The 16725-nt window shown below is 43.1% G+C and carries 16 protein-coding genes; 8 read left to right on the plus strand and 8 right to left on the minus strand.

Features of this window, described 5'->3' with window-relative positions; all coding sequences use genetic code 11:
• The first annotated feature begins 100 nt into the window (after positions 1–100).
• From EJP82_RS18955 to EJP82_RS18970, 4 genes are read left to right on the plus strand one after another with little or no spacing between them, the layout of a single operon-like run.
• The gene (locus tag EJP82_RS18955) at positions 101–1393 is read left to right on the plus strand and encodes an ArnT family glycosyltransferase (protein ID WP_127193642.1); all 1293 of its coding nucleotides are present in this window, start codon (positions 101–103) and stop codon (positions 1391–1393) included.
• On the plus strand, positions 1390–2094 hold the full coding sequence (locus EJP82_RS18960) for a glycosyltransferase family 2 protein (RefSeq protein WP_127193643.1): 705 nt from the start codon (positions 1390–1392) through the stop codon (positions 2092–2094). Before EJP82_RS18955 ends, EJP82_RS18960 begins: the two co-directional genes overlap by 4 nt.
• On the plus strand, positions 2095–2442 hold the full coding sequence (locus EJP82_RS18965; protein WP_127193644.1) for a DUF2304 domain-containing protein: 348 nt from the start codon (positions 2095–2097) through the stop codon (positions 2440–2442).
• Positions 2426–2770, plus strand: coding sequence for an EamA family transporter (locus EJP82_RS18970; protein WP_127193645.1), 345 nt, complete (start codon positions 2426–2428; stop codon positions 2768–2770). Before EJP82_RS18965 ends, EJP82_RS18970 begins: the two co-directional genes overlap by 17 nt.
• 65 nt (positions 2771–2835) lie before the next feature.
• On the opposite strand, the gene EJP82_RS18975 is transcribed toward EJP82_RS18970, so the two are convergent.
• The 6 genes from EJP82_RS18975 to cidR form a co-directional block, all read right to left on the minus strand.
• The gene (locus tag EJP82_RS18975; RefSeq protein ID WP_127193646.1) at positions 2836–4722 is read right to left on the minus strand and encodes an ABC transporter ATP-binding protein; all 1887 of its coding nucleotides are present in this window, start codon (positions 4720–4722) and stop codon (positions 2836–2838) included.
• Entirely contained in the window at positions 4719–6446 is a 1728-nt protein-coding gene (locus EJP82_RS18980) for an ABC transporter ATP-binding protein (protein ID WP_127193647.1), read from the minus strand. Before EJP82_RS18980 ends, EJP82_RS18975 begins: the two co-directional genes overlap by 4 nt.
• Before the next feature lie 26 nt (positions 6447–6472).
• Positions 6473–6946 carry a MarR family winged helix-turn-helix transcriptional regulator gene (locus EJP82_RS18985; RefSeq protein WP_246054277.1) on the minus strand — a complete coding sequence of 158 codons (474 nt, stop codon included), beginning with the start codon at positions 6944–6946 and terminating at the stop codon, positions 6473–6475.
• A 156-nt stretch (positions 6947–7102) separates the two neighbouring features.
• Positions 7103–7927, minus strand: a complete 825-nt coding sequence (gene pdaA / locus EJP82_RS18990) for a delta-lactam-biosynthetic de-N-acetylase (protein ID WP_127193648.1) — start codon at positions 7925–7927, stop codon at positions 7103–7105.
• Positions 7928–8048: 121 nt separating this feature from the next.
• Entirely contained in the window at positions 8049–9461 is a 1413-nt protein-coding gene (gene bcaP, locus EJP82_RS18995) for a branched-chain amino acid transporter BcaP (RefSeq protein ID WP_127193649.1), read from the minus strand.
• Positions 9462–9580: 119 nt separating this feature from the next.
• The gene (cidR, locus tag EJP82_RS19000; protein ID WP_211350204.1) at positions 9581–10471 is read right to left on the minus strand and encodes a cidABC operon transcriptional activator CidR; all 891 of its coding nucleotides are present in this window, start codon (positions 10469–10471) and stop codon (positions 9581–9583) included.
• Between the two features lie 138 nt (positions 10472–10609).
• Here cidR and EJP82_RS19005 point away from each other — a divergent pair, with 138 nt between their 5' ends.
• Together EJP82_RS19005 and EJP82_RS19010 are read left to right on the plus strand one after the other, a co-directional pair.
• The gene (locus tag EJP82_RS19005) at positions 10610–10978 is read left to right on the plus strand and encodes a CidA/LrgA family holin-like protein (RefSeq protein WP_370877700.1); all 369 of its coding nucleotides are present in this window, start codon (positions 10610–10612) and stop codon (positions 10976–10978) included.
• Positions 10978–11661 (plus strand): CidB/LrgB family autolysis modulator, encoded by a 684-nt coding sequence (locus EJP82_RS19010; RefSeq protein ID WP_127193652.1) that lies wholly within the window; start codon positions 10978–10980, stop codon positions 11659–11661. Before EJP82_RS19005 ends, EJP82_RS19010 begins: the two co-directional genes overlap by 1 nt.
• A gap of 200 nt (positions 11662–11861) precedes the next feature.
• Here EJP82_RS19010 and EJP82_RS19015 read toward each other — a convergent pair whose 3' ends face one another.
• On the minus strand, positions 11862–12839 hold the full coding sequence (locus EJP82_RS19015; RefSeq protein WP_127193653.1) for a Gfo/Idh/MocA family protein: 978 nt from the start codon (positions 12837–12839) through the stop codon (positions 11862–11864).
• A 540-nt stretch (positions 12840–13379) separates the two neighbouring features.
• Here EJP82_RS19015 and EJP82_RS19020 point away from each other — a divergent pair.
• On the plus strand, positions 13380–14027 hold the full coding sequence (locus EJP82_RS19020; protein WP_127193654.1) for a nitroreductase family protein: 648 nt from the start codon (positions 13380–13382) through the stop codon (positions 14025–14027).
• Positions 14028–14092: 65 nt separating this feature from the next.
• Here EJP82_RS19020 and EJP82_RS19025 read toward each other — a convergent pair whose 3' ends face one another.
• The gene (locus EJP82_RS19025; RefSeq protein ID WP_127193655.1) at positions 14093–15064 is read right to left on the minus strand and encodes a GGDEF domain-containing protein; all 972 of its coding nucleotides are present in this window, start codon (positions 15062–15064) and stop codon (positions 14093–14095) included.
• A 264-nt stretch (positions 15065–15328) separates the two neighbouring features.
• Between EJP82_RS19025 and gdhA the strand changes: the two genes are divergently transcribed.
• Positions 15329–16708, plus strand: coding sequence for an NADP-specific glutamate dehydrogenase (gene gdhA, locus EJP82_RS19030; protein ID WP_127193656.1), 1380 nt, complete (start codon positions 15329–15331; stop codon positions 16706–16708).
• Positions 16709–16725: the final 17 nt, after the last annotated feature.

Genomic DNA, 16725 nt, shown 5'->3' on the forward strand with positions numbered 1-16725 from the left:
CCCTTGAAAATCAAAAAAATGATGCCTACCGTTTTAAAATAGGGTCTTTAAGTTGACTATATAAATAGGGATCCGAAAATAAAGAACGGAGTTGAGCTAATTGTTCTCATTATCAGGACTTAATCGTCCTACCAAGTTGGCATTGCTCGGGATGATAGCCTTTGTGGGAATAGTCTCTTGTATTATTGTCCTTGCTTATAACGACTATTTCTTCCTTGGAGATCCGATCAAACCGAACAATGACGATGTCAAATATATTCAAACGTCCCGCCTCCTCTTAAATGAGGGGGTGCTGGCGTATAATACCAAGGACAAGCCTTCAGCATTCATCATGCCCGGGCTACCGTTTATTCTAGCCGGATTCATGGCGATATTTGGGCAAGATCAGGGAGGCGTGATCGCCTACCGGATATTCCAGTGTCTTCAGCAAGCATTCTGTATTTATTTGATCTTCTGGATTGGCAGGCGAATCTTTAATACGCGAGTCGCACTGATTGCTTGTGCCATAAGCACCATATATCTACCCGATTATTTCTCCTCAGGAGTTATCCTATCTGAGACAACGTTTCGAACAATAATCCTGCTGCTGGTCTGTGTAACGATTCTTGCTATAGAACAAAACAGATCTGCGCTGTATCTGCTGATTGGTGTCTTGACAGCTGCTGCGGCTTATTTCAAGCCACATGCATCACTCTATCCTGCTGTATTTCTTGTGTTATGGTGGAAACAGAAGATCCCCTTAAGGGTCATGCTGAAATATACAATTATTATGGCCGCTACTTATGTGGCATTGCTGACTCCCTGGTGGATTCGTAACTGGATAACCTTCCATGAGTTTATTCTGTTCACCAACTCAGGAGGAAGCCCATTCCTGCTAGGCACTCGAATTTATGGCCAGCTTCCGCCCGCCGGATTCTTCGAGGAATATCCTCAATACGATCCACAGACTTTGTTCCAAGGATCGGACAGTACGGCGATTCAAAAGGGACTGGATATTATATCCTATGGTTTCCGTCATGAACCACTGAAATATTTGTATTGGTTCACGCTTGGAAGATGGGTTGAGCTCTACTTCCATCCTTTCTATTCTCGTCCCATATGGCCAGTGACGCGTCCTCTCATGAATGTACTACAAGTTATTCTTATGTTAATTAATATGGTTGGTATCGTGTGGGCACTCTTGAAACATCAATTCACTCGCCTGCTCCCATTGCTTCTAGCACTAGGGTACTTCACTGTTATTTATGTACCGTTTGTAGCATTTAACCGTTACGGATACCCTAACATGGTCTTATTGATTATGTTCGGTGCCTATGCCATTGACCAGGTTCTAAATCACTTCATCAAATATCCCTCGGACCGTTTAGAGGGAAGGAGGACATCTGCTTCATGAAGACCCTTATTATTATCCCCGCTTACAATGAAGAAGGCAGCATTGCTGCTGTCATTAGGGATATTCACCAGCATGCTCCGTCTGTCGACGTCATCGTCATTAATGACGGCTCCTCGGATCGAACCGAACAATGTGCGATAAATGCAGGTGCGCGTGTACTAACGCTGCCTTACAATGTTGGCATTGGTGGAGGCATGCAAACTGGTTATATGTATGCCAAGCAACATAATTATGATATTGCCATACAAATGGATGCCGACGGACAGCATCTTGCCGAAGAACTCCCTAAGTTGATCGCCAAGGCAGAGCACTATGACCTTGTAATTGGTTCAAGATATGTAGAGAGCACATCCTATCGTTCTTCACATTTGAGACGTATTGGCATGATCTTCTTCTCAGGTCTGGTTAGTATGGTCACGGGCCAACGCTTCACCGATACGACTAGTGGCTTCCGTGCCGCAGGACCCAAGGTCATCGACTTGTACTCACAATACTATCCGATAGATTATCCTGAAGTTGAGGCACTCATTTACCTAAAACGTAAGGGTTGTCGAATAACAGAAGTAGCGACAGAAATGCGCAAACGCGAAACTGGCAAATCATCTATTACACCGCTTAAATCCATATATTATATGGTAAAGGTGACGTTATCCGTCCTCATGAGCGCTATGCGCTATGATAGAACGGTGGTGTCTAAATAAATGGCCATCTATGTTCTCTCTGTCTCACTTGCATTTGCATTTCTATTGATCGTTCTTGAGCTTGTACGGAGGCAGAAATTAAAAGAGCAGTATTCCTTGCTCTGGATCCTATTTAGTGTGACACTGCTCATCATTTCGTTTAACGTGTCTATTATTGAGTGGGTTGCGGATCAACTTGGAGTGAAGTACGCTCCCGCCATTCTCTTCCTATTCGGACTCCTATTCTGTTTCGCATTTATACTTCATCTGACGATTGTGATTACTAAGCTGACAAGTCATGTATTGCGACTGGCTCAGGAAGTGACCATTCTAAAGGAACGTGAGGTCTCTCATGGACAAAATGATTAGTTATCTTCTACTAATAGGTAATATTCTGCTGCTCGTGACAGGACAAGTTCTATTCAAGATTGGGCTTGGGAAATCCGGTGGACTTCATTGGGATAAAATAATAACATCCCCTACTATTATTGGCGGTTTGTTTCTATACGGTATCGCCACCCTGCTCTGGTTTGCAGTTCTAACTCGATTGCCGCTTAGCGTTGCGTACCCTATGCAGGCTTTCGCATATGTTCTTTCCATGGTTCCCGCCTATTTCTTATTTGGCGAAGATATCACTGCAACCAAATTAGCTGGTGTCGCCGTAATTATGTGCGGTGTTTATCTGCTTGCAAGATAATCAAAGATAAAAGGGTGCCCCCGTTAATGGGGGCACCCTTTTTGAATACTAGATGTTACATTAGATTATCCAACTTCAAGATCGAATCCACCTTTAGAGAACTGACTGTTGTACAGGTCCGCATAGAACCCGCCTTGAGCCAACAACTCTTCATGAGTCCCTTTTTCAATAACAGAACCGTGATTCATCACGAGGATAAGATTGGCATCCTTGATTGTCGACAGTCGATGGGCAATGACGAAGCTTGTTCTGCCCTTCATTAGTTCATTCATCGCCTTTTGGATATAAACTTCTGTCCGTGTATCTACACTACTCGTCGCTTCATCCAGAATAAGAATGGCTGGATCAGCAAGAATAGCGCGTGCGATGGTAAGAAGTTGCTTCTGTCCTTGCGATATATTCGAAGCTTCCTCGTTCAAAATGGTGTCATAGCCATGTGGAAGGGTACGGATAAAGTGGTCGGCATGTGCCGTTTTGGCTGCACGGATAACCTCTTCTTCTGTCGCACCTTCATGTCCATAGGCGATATTATCACGGATTGTACCGTTAAACAGCCACGTATCCTGCAGCACCATTCCAAACAGGCTCCGTAAATCTCCACGTTTCATATGAGCAATGTTAACACCATCAACAGTGATAGCTCCATCTGTTACTTCATAGAAACGCATCAGCAGGTTGATCAGTGTCGTCTTACCGGCACCAGTTGGTCCTACAATAGCGATCGTCTCTCCCTGTTTAGCTGTGATGTTCATATCCTCAATCAGGATGTTCTTGTCATCGTATCCGAACTTCACATGATCAAAGACGACATTACCTTGCGGTTGTTCCAGAACAACCGGCTTTTTCTCTTCAGCGACTTCTTCCTCTTCATCGAGAATTTCGAAGACACGTTCCGCCGAAGCAACAGTGGATTGAATAATATTAGCAATATTGGCCGTCTGAGTAATTGGCATTGTGAATTGTCTGGAGTATTGGATAAACGCCTGGATTTCTCCGACTTTAATTGTTCCTTTGGTCACCAGAATACCACCAACAACTGCAACGAGCACATAACCGATATTCCCGATAAAGCTCATAATAGGCATGATTACGCCGGAAATAAATTGTGCTTTCCAACCAGCCTCATATAACCGTTCATTAATTTCTTCGAACTGTTGCAATGATTTGCGTTCACGTCCAAAAGCTTTAATGACTTTGTGTCCTGTATACATCTCTTCTACATGTCCATTAAGCTGTCCCAATTCCTTTTGCTGTCTGATGAACTGTTTCTGTGATCGTTTAGCAATCGAAGTAATCGCAACTACGCTTAACGGCAGAGTCAGAACGGCAATCAACGTCATCAGTGGGCTAATTCTCAGCATCATAATGATAACACCGATAATTGTTAGTACTGCCGTGATGAGTTGGGTTAAACTCTGCTGCAATGTGCTGCTTATATTATCGACATCATTGGTTACCCGACTCAGCGTTTCACCGTGCGTACGTGCGTCGTAATATTTCAGCGGCAGACGTGTTAACTTATCGTTCACATCACGACGCAAATCAAATACCGTCTTCTGAGCAACACTGGCCATAATGTATTGTTGAAAATAACTGAACAATGCACTTAATAAATACAGACCGAGTAATTGCATAATGATTTGTCCCACGTACTGGAAGTCGATTTCTGCTCCCGGGACGCCATTCATCTTCCCAATAATACCTTCGAATAATTTGGTGGTTGCTCTCCCCATAACTTCTGGGCTTAAAACACTGAAATAAGTACTCAGAACTGCCATGAACAGCACTGCTAATAATAGCAGTTTATGAGGACTCAAATATCGGATCAATCGTCTTAGCGTACCCTTGAAATCCTTAGCCTTCTCTACAGGTCTGCCCATACCACCCGGACCGCCTGGTCCAACACCTGGTCCAACAGGAGCGCCTCCGCCTTTCGTATTCTTCTGGCTCATGCGATCTCCTCCTCTGAAAGCTGTGAATACACAATTTCTCTATAAACATCGCAGGTCTCCATCAGTTCACGATGATTGCCGATACCAGCAATTTGGCTATCGTTCATCACGATGATACGATCTGCATCCAGTACAGTACTAACCCGCTGTGCCACAATAATAACCGTAGATTCCTGTGTCTCCTGCTTCAGTGCAGCACGAAGTTTAGCATCTGTCTTGAAATCCAGTGCCGAGAAACTATCATCAAAAATATAAACTTCAGCTTGCCGAACCAAGGCCCGTGCGATCGAAAGGCGTTGCTTCTGTCCGCCGGAGACATTTGATCCCCCTTGAGCAATAACAGAATCGTAGCCATCCTCCATTTCAGAGATAAAATTCGACGCTTGCGCAATTTGAGCAGCATGCCGGATTTCCTCATCCGTCGCATCCTCTTTACCATAACGAATATTATCGTTGATAGTACCAGTGAACAAGACTGATTTTTGGGGAACAAGACCGATCTTCTTACGGAGTTCCTCCTGTGACATGTCTCGAACATCAGTACCATCCACCAGCACACGACCACTATCCACCTCATAGAATCTCGGAATGAGACTAATCAGCGTGGATTTACCCGAACCCGTACCGCCAATGATCGCCGTTACTTCACCCGGATTAGCTGCAAAGGAAATATCTTGAATGGCAGGTTGCTCCGCCCCAGGATAACTGAAGGTTACGTTCTGGAATTCGACGTACCCTTTCTTACCAGTAGCTGGTTTCAGTACTTCGGCATCCTTAATAATAGGAACCATATCCAGCACTTCGTTAATCCGTATGGCTGAAGCCGATGCCCGAGGAATAAGTACGAACATCATCGATACCATAACGAGCGAGAACATAATTTGCATAGCATATTGTAAAAAGGCCATTAGATCGCCGACTTGCATATGACCTGAGTCAATGCGTAATCCACCGAACCAAATAATAGCTACAGAAGAAAAGTTCATGACGAGCATCATGATCGGCATCATCAGCGCCATTATTTTATTTACTTTGATCGATGTTTCGGTCAAGTCTAAGTTCGCCGCTTGAAAACGTTTCTTCTCATGGTCAATTCGATTAAACGAGCGAATAACCCGGATGCCCGTCAATCCTTCACGCATAACGAGATTTAACTTATCAATTTTCAGCTGAATCGCTTTGAAATATGGCATCCCTTTACGGGCAATAAGTAAGATCGCCAATGCAAGTCCTGGAATAACGACAATGAATACTAGGGATAAGGTTGCATCCTTCGATACGGCCATAATAATTCCACCAATACATAACATTGGGGCCATAATCATCATCCGTAGAATCATAATAAGCACCTGTTGAATTTGAGTAATATCATTCGTCGTCCGTGTAATTAGTGATGCTGTTCCCAACTTATCAAATTCTTCAAGTGAGAAGTTCTCAACATGGTTAAACACCTTGGCACGTAATGATTTACCGAACCCGGATGCTGCTTTGGAGGAGAAATAACTCGCTCCAATCGAGCAGACCATCCCACCCAGAGCCACAAGTAACATGAATATACCGATATTCCATATATAAGCAGTATCACCCTTCACGACACCCGTGTCGATAATATCGGACATCAGCGTCGGTAAATACAATTCGGAGAGTGACTGGAAGAATACCAGTACAAGCACCGCGATGACTAGTAAACGGTATGGTTTTAAATTTCGGAAAAGCTTTAACATTCCCTATCATCTCCACTTTCTCTTTCTTATTTCTCCTGCTCCGCTTTTAGCATCATTTCTTTATATTGATGCACTTGTTCCAACAGGTCCGCGAGTTGATCACTTTTCTCTTCGCCCAAAAAGTCAAATAGACCTGTAAATCTGCTCTCAAAATTCTTCATGGCCTTCTGTGTAACTTCCTCGCCTGACTCTGTCAATTGGACGCGTACGACCCTCCGGTCCTCTTGATCGTTATAGCGCAATACTAAACCACTGGATTCAAGACCTTTGATCAACGGTGTTACTGTTGGTGAAGTAACCTCCATCATTGAGCTGAGCGCAGAGATAGTTACACCCCTTTTATCTTGAGCACAACCCCTCTTAATATAGAATAATACCCTAATCTCATTTCCTTTACAGTTTGCCAAAGGCATCCTGTTCCATTCTGAACGGTGCAAGCGATTAAATGCCTTTAGAAGTCTCTGGGCTTTCGTATCGTCGCCCATGATCACAACTTTCACTCCCCCTCATTTATTTAAACAGTTTAATAATTAGCTCACCTATTTATTCGTAAGCCTAATTATAAAAGCGTATAAATACAAAGTCAAGTTGAGCTAAAGAGAGGAGGTATAGAGTTAAAAGAACCTGGCGGAGGTTCCGTCAGGTTCTGAGATTACTCAATAATTTCCATTAGTCAGAAAAGGTAATACGTCACCGTGAAGCTGATTCAAACTCTTAAACTGATACCCTTGACGGCGTGCCTCGTCGATAATTGCTCCTAGGGCTTCGGTATTGTCTGCGGAGATGGAGTGAAGCAGGAGAACAGCGCCCGGATGAAACTGAGAGACCACCTTTTGGAAAGCATAAGAAGAGCCCTTCTGCGCCTTTACGTCCCAATCTTTATAAGCAGCCGACCAGAAGACGTTTGTATAGCCAAGCTCCTTCGTTACCCGGAGAGTCCGTTCATTGAAAATACCCCGAGGTGGACGAAGATACGTCATCTCAGAATTGCCCGTTATAGCGGTAACACCTTGCTTGACGGACTCTAACTCTTCCTTAATTTTGGCGTCCGATATCGTGGACATATCTGGGTGACTCCAAGAGTGGTTTCCTATCAAGTGTCCTTCGATCGCCATTCTTTTAACAAGCGCTGGCTGATCTTTAACATAATGCCCTGTTACGAAAAATATGGCCGGTACCTTCTTCGCCTTAAGCGTATCTAGGATCGCAGGTGTATATCCATTCTCATATCCGTTATCAAATGTTAGGAACATCTCCTTACGAGTAGTGTCCCCTAGGAAAACAGCGCCGTGTTTATCCACGATCGATTTAAATCCCTCTTCGTTAATAGAAGGAAGCTTACCATCTACGCTACGTTTAAAGCCAAAATGAAAAGCGCCATCGGCCGCGGAAACCACCCCGCTGTCCCCAGCCATTGCTACTACTGGACTCAGTGCAAAGAGGAGACAGACCATCACCACCGATATCAAGGCATGTTTCATACTGCATACTCTCCTTAAGGTCTTATAGTGTTCGTACTGTGCTTAATTTCTGCCTCTTTGACCTGTAATATACATAAAAGCCGCCGCATTCGCTGCGACGGCTAGATATCAATTATTAACTTTATGATTTTTTAGAGTTATTTTGCTTTCCCAACTCACTATGCTTATGTCCATAAAAGAAATAGATACATAAGCCAATGGCCATCCAGATCATGAAGGCAATCCAAGTTATCCCTGGTAAACTAATGAGCAAATACCCACAGCTTACCACGGCAATTAATGGAATGAGTGGAACGAGTGGAACCCTAAAGGATCTTTCTAAATCAGGACGCGTCTTCCGCAGAATAACAACTCCAAGCGATACCGAAACAAAGGCAAATAGTGTACCTATACTAACCAGGTCAGCCAGTTTACCGAGTGGAATTAATCCTGCAAACACGGCAACAATAATGCCGGTAATCCAAGTACTTGTCGCTGGAGTTTCCGTCTTAGGATGAAGCTTCGCTAGTCTCTTTGGCAGAAGCCCATCACGGCCAATGGCATATAATAACCGGGTTTGACCGAAGAGAAGTACGAACAACACCGTAGTAATACCAACGATTGCCCCCAGAGAGATAAAGCCAGCAACCCAATTCTGATTAATATACTGCAGACCGAAGGCTACAGGATTCTTAACATTTAGTAGTTCATAAGGCACCATACCCGTTAATACCGCCGTTACCAGTACATAGAGCAAAGAGCAAATAACCAATGACCAGATGATCCCCCTAGGCAAATCCTTCTGCGGGTTTTTAACCTCTTCAGCGGCCGTAGCCACCACGTCAAACCCAATATAGGCTAGGAATGCTGAAGCAGCTCCGGTTACGACACCACTAAAGCCAAACGGCATAAAGGGAGTCCAGTTAGATGGTTTCACATAAAAGGCACCTACAATGAGGAATAAAACAATGACGGCAACCTTAATTATGACCATGATCGAATTAAGTCGGGTCGATTCCTTGGCCCCACGAGACACAACAAAGGTTAAAAGTAATATGATTAATACAGCTGGCACATCAATGTAAGTACCTGCTGCTGGATCAAATGCACTGCTGAGTGCCTTAGGTATATCCACACCAAATCCAGACATCAACCCTTGAAAATAACCTGACCATCCACTGGCTACCATGGAAGCAGCAAAACCATATTCCAAGATGAGATCCCAGCCAAGTATCCAAGCAATTAATTCACCAAAGGTGGCATAACTATAGGCGTACGCACTACCTGATACCGGAACCATCGAGGCGAATTCAGCATAGCACAATGCACAGAAAGCACACACGATACCTGCAAGTATAAAAGATAATATAAGTCCTGGTCCGGCGTGTTCGGCGGCTGCAACTCCTGTGAGTACAAAAATCCCCGTTCCGACAACACAACCAACACCAAGCATTGTCAAATCAAATACGCCCAGTTCTTTTTTTAAAGATCCTACGCTTGCGTTGTTTTTCTCCTGAAGCATAGCAGTAATTGATTTCCTTCTGAAAAGACTCATCTATGTTGTCCCCTGCCCTAGTTGTGGTAATATCAATCGGACTTTAACGACTTATCCGATTTTTTCAGCATTGTAAAATATACTACAAGCCCATGAAAAGTACGAAGCATCACGCTAAATCAACCTTTATCTGCCAATACCCGCTCAGCAAATCGGATCCATTCTCGTGTTGCAAAGGACTGGTACCTTTCATCCCGCCATATAATACCAAGCTCCCATGGAATCACGGGTTCTACCAGTGGAATGACCCGCACCTGCTCTTCATCAATCTCTCGGCAAATTGTCTCCGGTAACAATGTAATACCTAGACCCACAGCTACCATTTGACTAATGAGATCCCATTGTGAGCTCTCATAGATCACATGTGGTTGAAAGCCCACACGGACACATTCGGCAATAATCCGATCATGAAGTGTGAAATCCTCTCGGAACAGAACGAATCCATCCTCGGATAACTCAGACAACTTGACCTCACTCTGTTCTGCAAGACGATGGGTAGGGTGTACAACTAAATTTAGCTTCTCCTCTACAAACGGGATACTACTTAATCCTTCTTGTCCAGTTGGTAACACGGCAACTCCTACATCGAGTAATCCATTGGCAACATCGAGTTCCACCTTTTTCGCCCCGTCTTCAAATAATTGAATTTTGATATCCGGATATTGATTATGGAATTGCCCTATTACCTTGGGAAAGAAGCTAGCGCCAACCATTGGAGGTAAGCCAATTCGAATATGACCCTGTTTAAGATTTCGTAAATCATCTAACTCTGCATTTAGGTTATGAAAGGCCGTAACGATTTGCCCAGCCTGATTCACAATAATTTGCCCAGCATCCGTTAGCTGTATCCGTTTGCCTGTTCGTTCAAATAAAATAACCCCTAGCTCTTCCTCCATACCTTTGATCGTCTTACTAATTGTAGGCTGTGTAATAAAGAGCGCATCGGCTGCCTTGGTGAAACTTTTGAGGCGAGCTACTTCTATTAGATATTGCAATTGCCTTATATCGATATAAATTCCCCCTGGCCACATCATAGATAAACGGAATGATATACATTCAGTATATTCATTTTACTCATGAAAACAAATGCTGTATTGTTTTCATTACAAACAAACGTAGCAAGGAAGAAGTGAACCAACGTGAATACAATCAAAAAAATAAGTACAGGTGTTTTGCAAGTTACGGTTCTGTTCTTTATATCCATAGCTATGAACAAAATATCTCAGCTGCTCCATTTACCGATTCCCGGATCGATTCTTGGAATCATCGTCATATTTACTTTATTGAAAACAAATTTGATCAAGCTGGCCTGGATTGAGCAAGGAGCTAACTGGCTGTTAGCTGAGTTGCTACTCTTCTTTATTCCTTCTGCTGTCGGCGTGATGAAATATATACCGATGCTTGAAAGCGATGGGGTTCGTATACTTATCGTAGTCGTTTCTAGTACCTTGATCGTCATGATTTCCTCAGGTCTAATCGCCGTTAGAATTGCTAAGCGAAAGGAGCGGTGGATCTGATGATCACTGGATTGCTATATCTCCTCTTCACCCTTGTGATTTACGGGTTATCCAAACGATTATATCGTGTACATCCGAAAGTTTACTTATCACCACTGTTAATTACTCCACTCTTTCTAATCATTGTTCTGATGTGGACACAAGTTCCTTACGAGACATATAACTTAGGTGGACAATGGCTCAGTTCGATGCTCCAACCCGCAACAATTGCTTTTGCCATACCACTGTATAAGTATTACAACGTGCTAAAGAAGCATGCGATAGAAATTCTAGTCAGTGTACTTACAGGTTCCATCGTCGCCATGTTCTCTTCGGCTTTCATTGCAGAATGGATGCATCTTGATTCTGAGCTAGTAAGCAGTCTAATTCCGCGTTCTGTAACAACACCTATCGCCATGAATGTCTCTCAGATTATCGGGGGTGTTCCGAATATTACCGCTGTATTTGTCATCATCACTGGTTTATTAGGAACCGTCATCGGTCCGCTCGTGATGAAGTGGTTTCACATCGATAATGAAGTCGCCCGTGGTGTTCTCTTTGGAACAAGTGCACATGGGACAGGAACTTCAAAGGCCTTCGAACTTAGTTCATTAACCGGAACTATTTCCAGTATTTCAATGATACTAGCTGCTTTATTCACCTTGGGCGTTGCCCCGATGATTATTTCGCTCTTAATGCATTAAAACTTACTATGTGGTTCCTCTTGTTTATATAGATTCTCCGTTTGGACCTTGCCCTTAGTCTCATGGGCAGGGTCATTTTTTGATAAGTTAGGAGAACTGACATTCCTTCAAAATCATTTCGCTCTCTCCGCAAGTCCTGATCAGCAAACAAAAAAAGCCCCGGCTAATCCGAGGCCTTAAATAGTATAAAGTTAATTAACTTACTCGCCGATTTGGACTGGTTTTCCGGACAATGCTGATTCCAATGCAGCAAAAGTTACTCTCTGTGTTTTCACCGCATCTGCATAATCAGAGAGTATCCGTGAGGTATCTCCAGAGCGTAGTGCGTGGATAAATGCCTCTGTCTCTGCAGCGTAAGCATTGTTTCCATTTGTATAAGCTGTTTTGACTCCTTGTTCTACTACTTCCAGTCGATTTGAATTCCAATCCAGAATTCCACTATCCGTATAAAGACTTAATCCGGCCGAACCGACACCGCTTGGAAGAATACAGGTGTTAGAAATATTCGCCACAGCACCACTCTTCAGCTTCAAAGTAACTGTACCAATATCAGGTACATTTACGTTCTCGTATTTATCTTGAACGACTCGATTACCATAGGCAGCATACACTTCTGTAACTTCACCAGCCGTATATCGAAGCAAATCGACAACATGAGTCGTCTGTTCGATAAATTGACCGCCCGACCCCTCCTGTCTTCTCCACCAAGCTACGCCAGGCATATCTCCCATCCAGGTCCCAAGTGCCATACCAATCGTACGACCCTGAAGCAATTCACGTAACCATTGGATCGATTCTTGGTATCTAAAATGATACCCCACTGAATTAATCAGTGGCTTCTTGCTCAATTTGTCCAAAATCCCCACAGGAACATCTAAATTCATCCCCAGCGGCTTCTCGACAAAAAAAGGAATTCCCCTTTCAATCAATTCTCCCTCAATCTCCCCATGCGACATCGGCGGCACGCAAATGTAGACAGCATCCAATTTCAGGGCATCCAACATATCGCTTAATACAGCAAAACTCCGAGCTCCGGAATAACGTGAGGCCATCTCCTGTGCCTTCTCAAGGCTCGTCCCACATATAGCAGCAACCTGTACACCTTCTGTTCCTGCCAGGATATCCCCGTGAACCTTACTAAACCAACCTGTACCGATAATCCCAACATTCAAGGACATAATATGTATTCCTCCTAAAAGTTTTGTGAGCGTTACTTCAGTGAATAAGGTTCGTACAAAACTTACATCGTAAGCATATGCCTAGTTTTGTGAGCATTACTTCCATGATTACGGTCCGTACAAAACTTACATCGTAAGCATATGCCTAGTTTTGTGAGCATTACTTCCATGATTACGGTCCGTACAAAACTTACATCGTAAGCATATGCCTAGTTTTGTGAGCATTACTTCGGTGATTACGGTTCGTACAAAACTTGCTCAAANGGTGATTACGGTTCGTACAAAACTTGCTCAAAGATGCCTGTATGTTATGTTGTTTTGTTCTAAGCGTAGCGCTTACAAGTAAAAACTGCAAGAGTATTACACCCTATATTGGCATCTGTTTTCATTGAACTATGTACCTAATTCATGGTTATCTCTTCTCTCCATAACTGTGGTTGCAAAAATTACAGTTTGGATATATACTGTGGTTATCATTTAACTGGTTTATTTTTCCTTAAATTATGAGTCTAATTTTTATTACAGAGAGGAATGTATTGGATGAGTCATGTAGAGGAATTACAACTGCAAGATATTTATACTTTAATGAATGAGAGACACTCTGTACGATCTTACGACCCTACGGTCAAAATATCGCGGGAAGAAATGACAGAAATGCTCGAGTTGTCCGCAACCGCACCCTCTTCTTCCAACTTACAACCTTGGCGTTTTCTTGTCATTGATGATGCAGACTTGAAACAAAAGCTGCTTCCGATTGCCAATAACCAGCAGCAAGTTATTGAAGCTTCGGCTGTTATTGCTGTGCTCGGTGATTTAAGATCCTTTGAACAAGCCGAAGCCATCTATAGCAAATCAGTTGAAGGCGGATTTATGACAGAGGAGATCAAACAAGGCTTTGTCGAACGTTTGCAAAAGACATATGGTGGATTACCTCCTGAACGGCTGCACCTTATCAATACATTTGATGCTGGTTTAATAACCATGCAACTCATGCTCGTGGCCAAGGCTAAAGGATATGACACCGTGCCTATGGGGGGTTACAATGCGGAGAAGTTCGCAGAAGCCTTCGAGTTGCCAGAAACACTAAAACCTATCCTTCTGTTGGCCATTGGCAAGGCGGCTAAACCTGCTCATTCTACTCCTCGCCTTCCAGTGGAGCAAGTGACATATTGGAACACTTTTAAATAAGCGTTATAAGCAAAACAGTGAGTAGCTCCCTGGGGCTACTCACTGTTTTTTCAAAAAAGCCTTTTCTAAGCCAACGGAACAAGCACATCCGGGACGCAATCATTAGTATAGTAACAACTATGCTTATCCGCTTTACATCTTTTCTTAATCCGGGTAGATTCATTCACAATTTCGTCTTCGTGATCATAACGTCTCCACTCATTAGTTACGATGGCGATTGAAATACCCACAAGCGGAATTTCCTCTATTCTACCTGCTCGATTCTCAGCTAGCACGTAGTGTTGCCGCAAATGACTATCACTATAAAATGACCCTATCATATCGTCAAATTGTTCTATAATCGATTGGTTAAGTTGCCGATAATCATGATGGTTTAATATAGCAATGAAGTCATCCCCCCCAATATGACCTACAAAACTATCCGGCTGATAAATAAATCCTTTAAGGATCGTGGCAGTAGCCTGAATCAACTTATCCCCTGCTGTAAATCCATAAGTATCGTTGTATGCCTTGAAATTATCAAGATCTATGTAGAGCACACAAGAGTGTTCCCACTCCAGAATCTGCTTCAGCTTCTCCTTAATCGACAGATTACCCGGAAGTCCTGTGAGTGGATTAAGAAAGGTGGCAATCTTAGTCTGAATCTCCGCGAAACTTAGCAGCAATTTACGGATGCTTACGACTCCGTAGAACTGACTATTCTTCGCCACGATCACGTAATCGTAGAGCTCCTCTTCCGGCCTGTCCATCGCTAGTTTACTGACCTCAGCAATAGATTCTCCATAATCAACAACCAGTGGTTCCTGTGTCATAATCAATCCAATAGGGCGCCCCATATATATATTGTAGCCATAAAGTGTACCCATCTGCTGGTAAAATTGCGCTCTCATCACCAAGGCCACAGGATAATCGTTATGGATGACAACAACACCTTGCAAATGAGGGTTATCTTTGAATACCTGATTCACCTGTTCACATTTAGTATCTTGAGACACATACGGAATCACCTCGGCAATCTCACCGATCTGTGAAATCATTCGAATCCCCCCCTTGTACCACTATAGACCAAAAGTACTAAATCTGTATTATGAGAATATTAAATATTTGAATTATTTCTTAACTTTTCTCTGCTATTACTGGAGAATAACCTTACATCCTTGGTTAAGTTCATCTCATTTGGTCATCAAGTTCATCTAAATAAAGTTTTGTTTATATCTCACATAAACATTACAATTAGATTAGAGAAATCGTGAAAAATAGAACAAACTAATTTCTGACAAATGAAAGGTGGAGTCTTAATCATGGCAATTACCCAACAGACAGGTTCAACTCTAGATACGGCCAAACAATATGTTAACGAGGTATATGAGACAGTTAAGAAACGTAACCCTGGTGAGAGCGAGTTCCACCAAGCTGTAAAAGAAATCCTTGATTCCCTCGTTCCCGTGTTCGCTAAACAACCTAAATATCAAAACAATGCCATCTTGGAAAGAATCGTTGAGCCTGAGCGCTTAATTACTTTCCGGGTACCTTGGGTCGATGACCAAGGAAATGTTAGAGTAAACCGCGGATTCCGCGTTCAGTTTAACAGTGCTATCGGACCATATAAAGGTGGACTACGCTTCCATCCGTCTGTTAATGCCAGCATCATCAAATTCCTAGGTTTCGAGCAAATCTTCAAGAACTCCCTCACTGGACAGCCTATTGGTGGCGGTAAAGGTGGATCTGACTTTGATCCAAAAGGAAAATCCGATAATGAAGTTATGAAATTTACACAAAGCTTCATGACTGAATTATCCAAATATATCGGTCCTGATACAGACGTACCAGCTGGCGACATCGGTGTAGGCGCAAGAGAAATCGGCTACATGTTCGGCCAATACAAACGTCTTCGCGGCGGTAACGAAGCAGGCGTATTGACAGGTAAAGGACTTACTTACGGCGGTAGTTTGACACGTACTGAAGCTACAGGTTACGGCCTCGTTTACTTCACAGCAGAAATGCTTAAAACGAAAGGCGAAAGCTTTGAGGGTAAAACCGTTGTTGTTTCCGGTTCAGGAAATGTATCGATCTATGCTATTGAGAAAGCACAACAACTCGGTGCTACTATCGTTGCATGCAGTGACTCCAATGGATACATTTATGACAAGGATGGCATCAACCTTGATACTGTTAAGACTTTAAAAGAAGTAGAAAGAAAACGGATCAAAGAATATGTAAATATTCATCCGTCTGCACAATACTTTGAGGGCTGCGAGAACATTTGGACTATTCCTTGTGATATCGCATTACCATGCGCAACGCAAAATGAAATTAATGAAGAATCCGCTAAGATCCTAGTAGCCAATGGCGTTAAGTATGTTGCCGAAGGTGCTAACATGCCTTCCACTTTGGAAGCTATAGACGTTTACTTGAACAACGGTGTATACTTCGGACCAGCCAAAGCTGCTAACGCTGGTGGAGTTGCAGTATCTGCATTAGAAATGGCGCAAAACAGTGCGAGACTTGCTTGGACGTTTGAAGAAGTAGATGCTAAGTTGGTTCAAATCATGCAAAACATCTACAACAACTCAGTAAATGCAGCTGAACAATACGGCCATCCTGGAAATCTCGTTGTTGGTTCCAACATCGCTGGCTTCCTGAAGGTTGCTGACACAATGATCGCTCACGGCGTCATCTAAATCAGACAAATTGATCA

It is taken from the genome of Paenibacillus anaericanus, assembly GCF_003994475.1.
In the GTDB taxonomy this organism is placed as follows: domain Bacteria; phylum Bacillota; class Bacilli; order Paenibacillales; family Paenibacillaceae; genus Fontibacillus; species Fontibacillus anaericanus.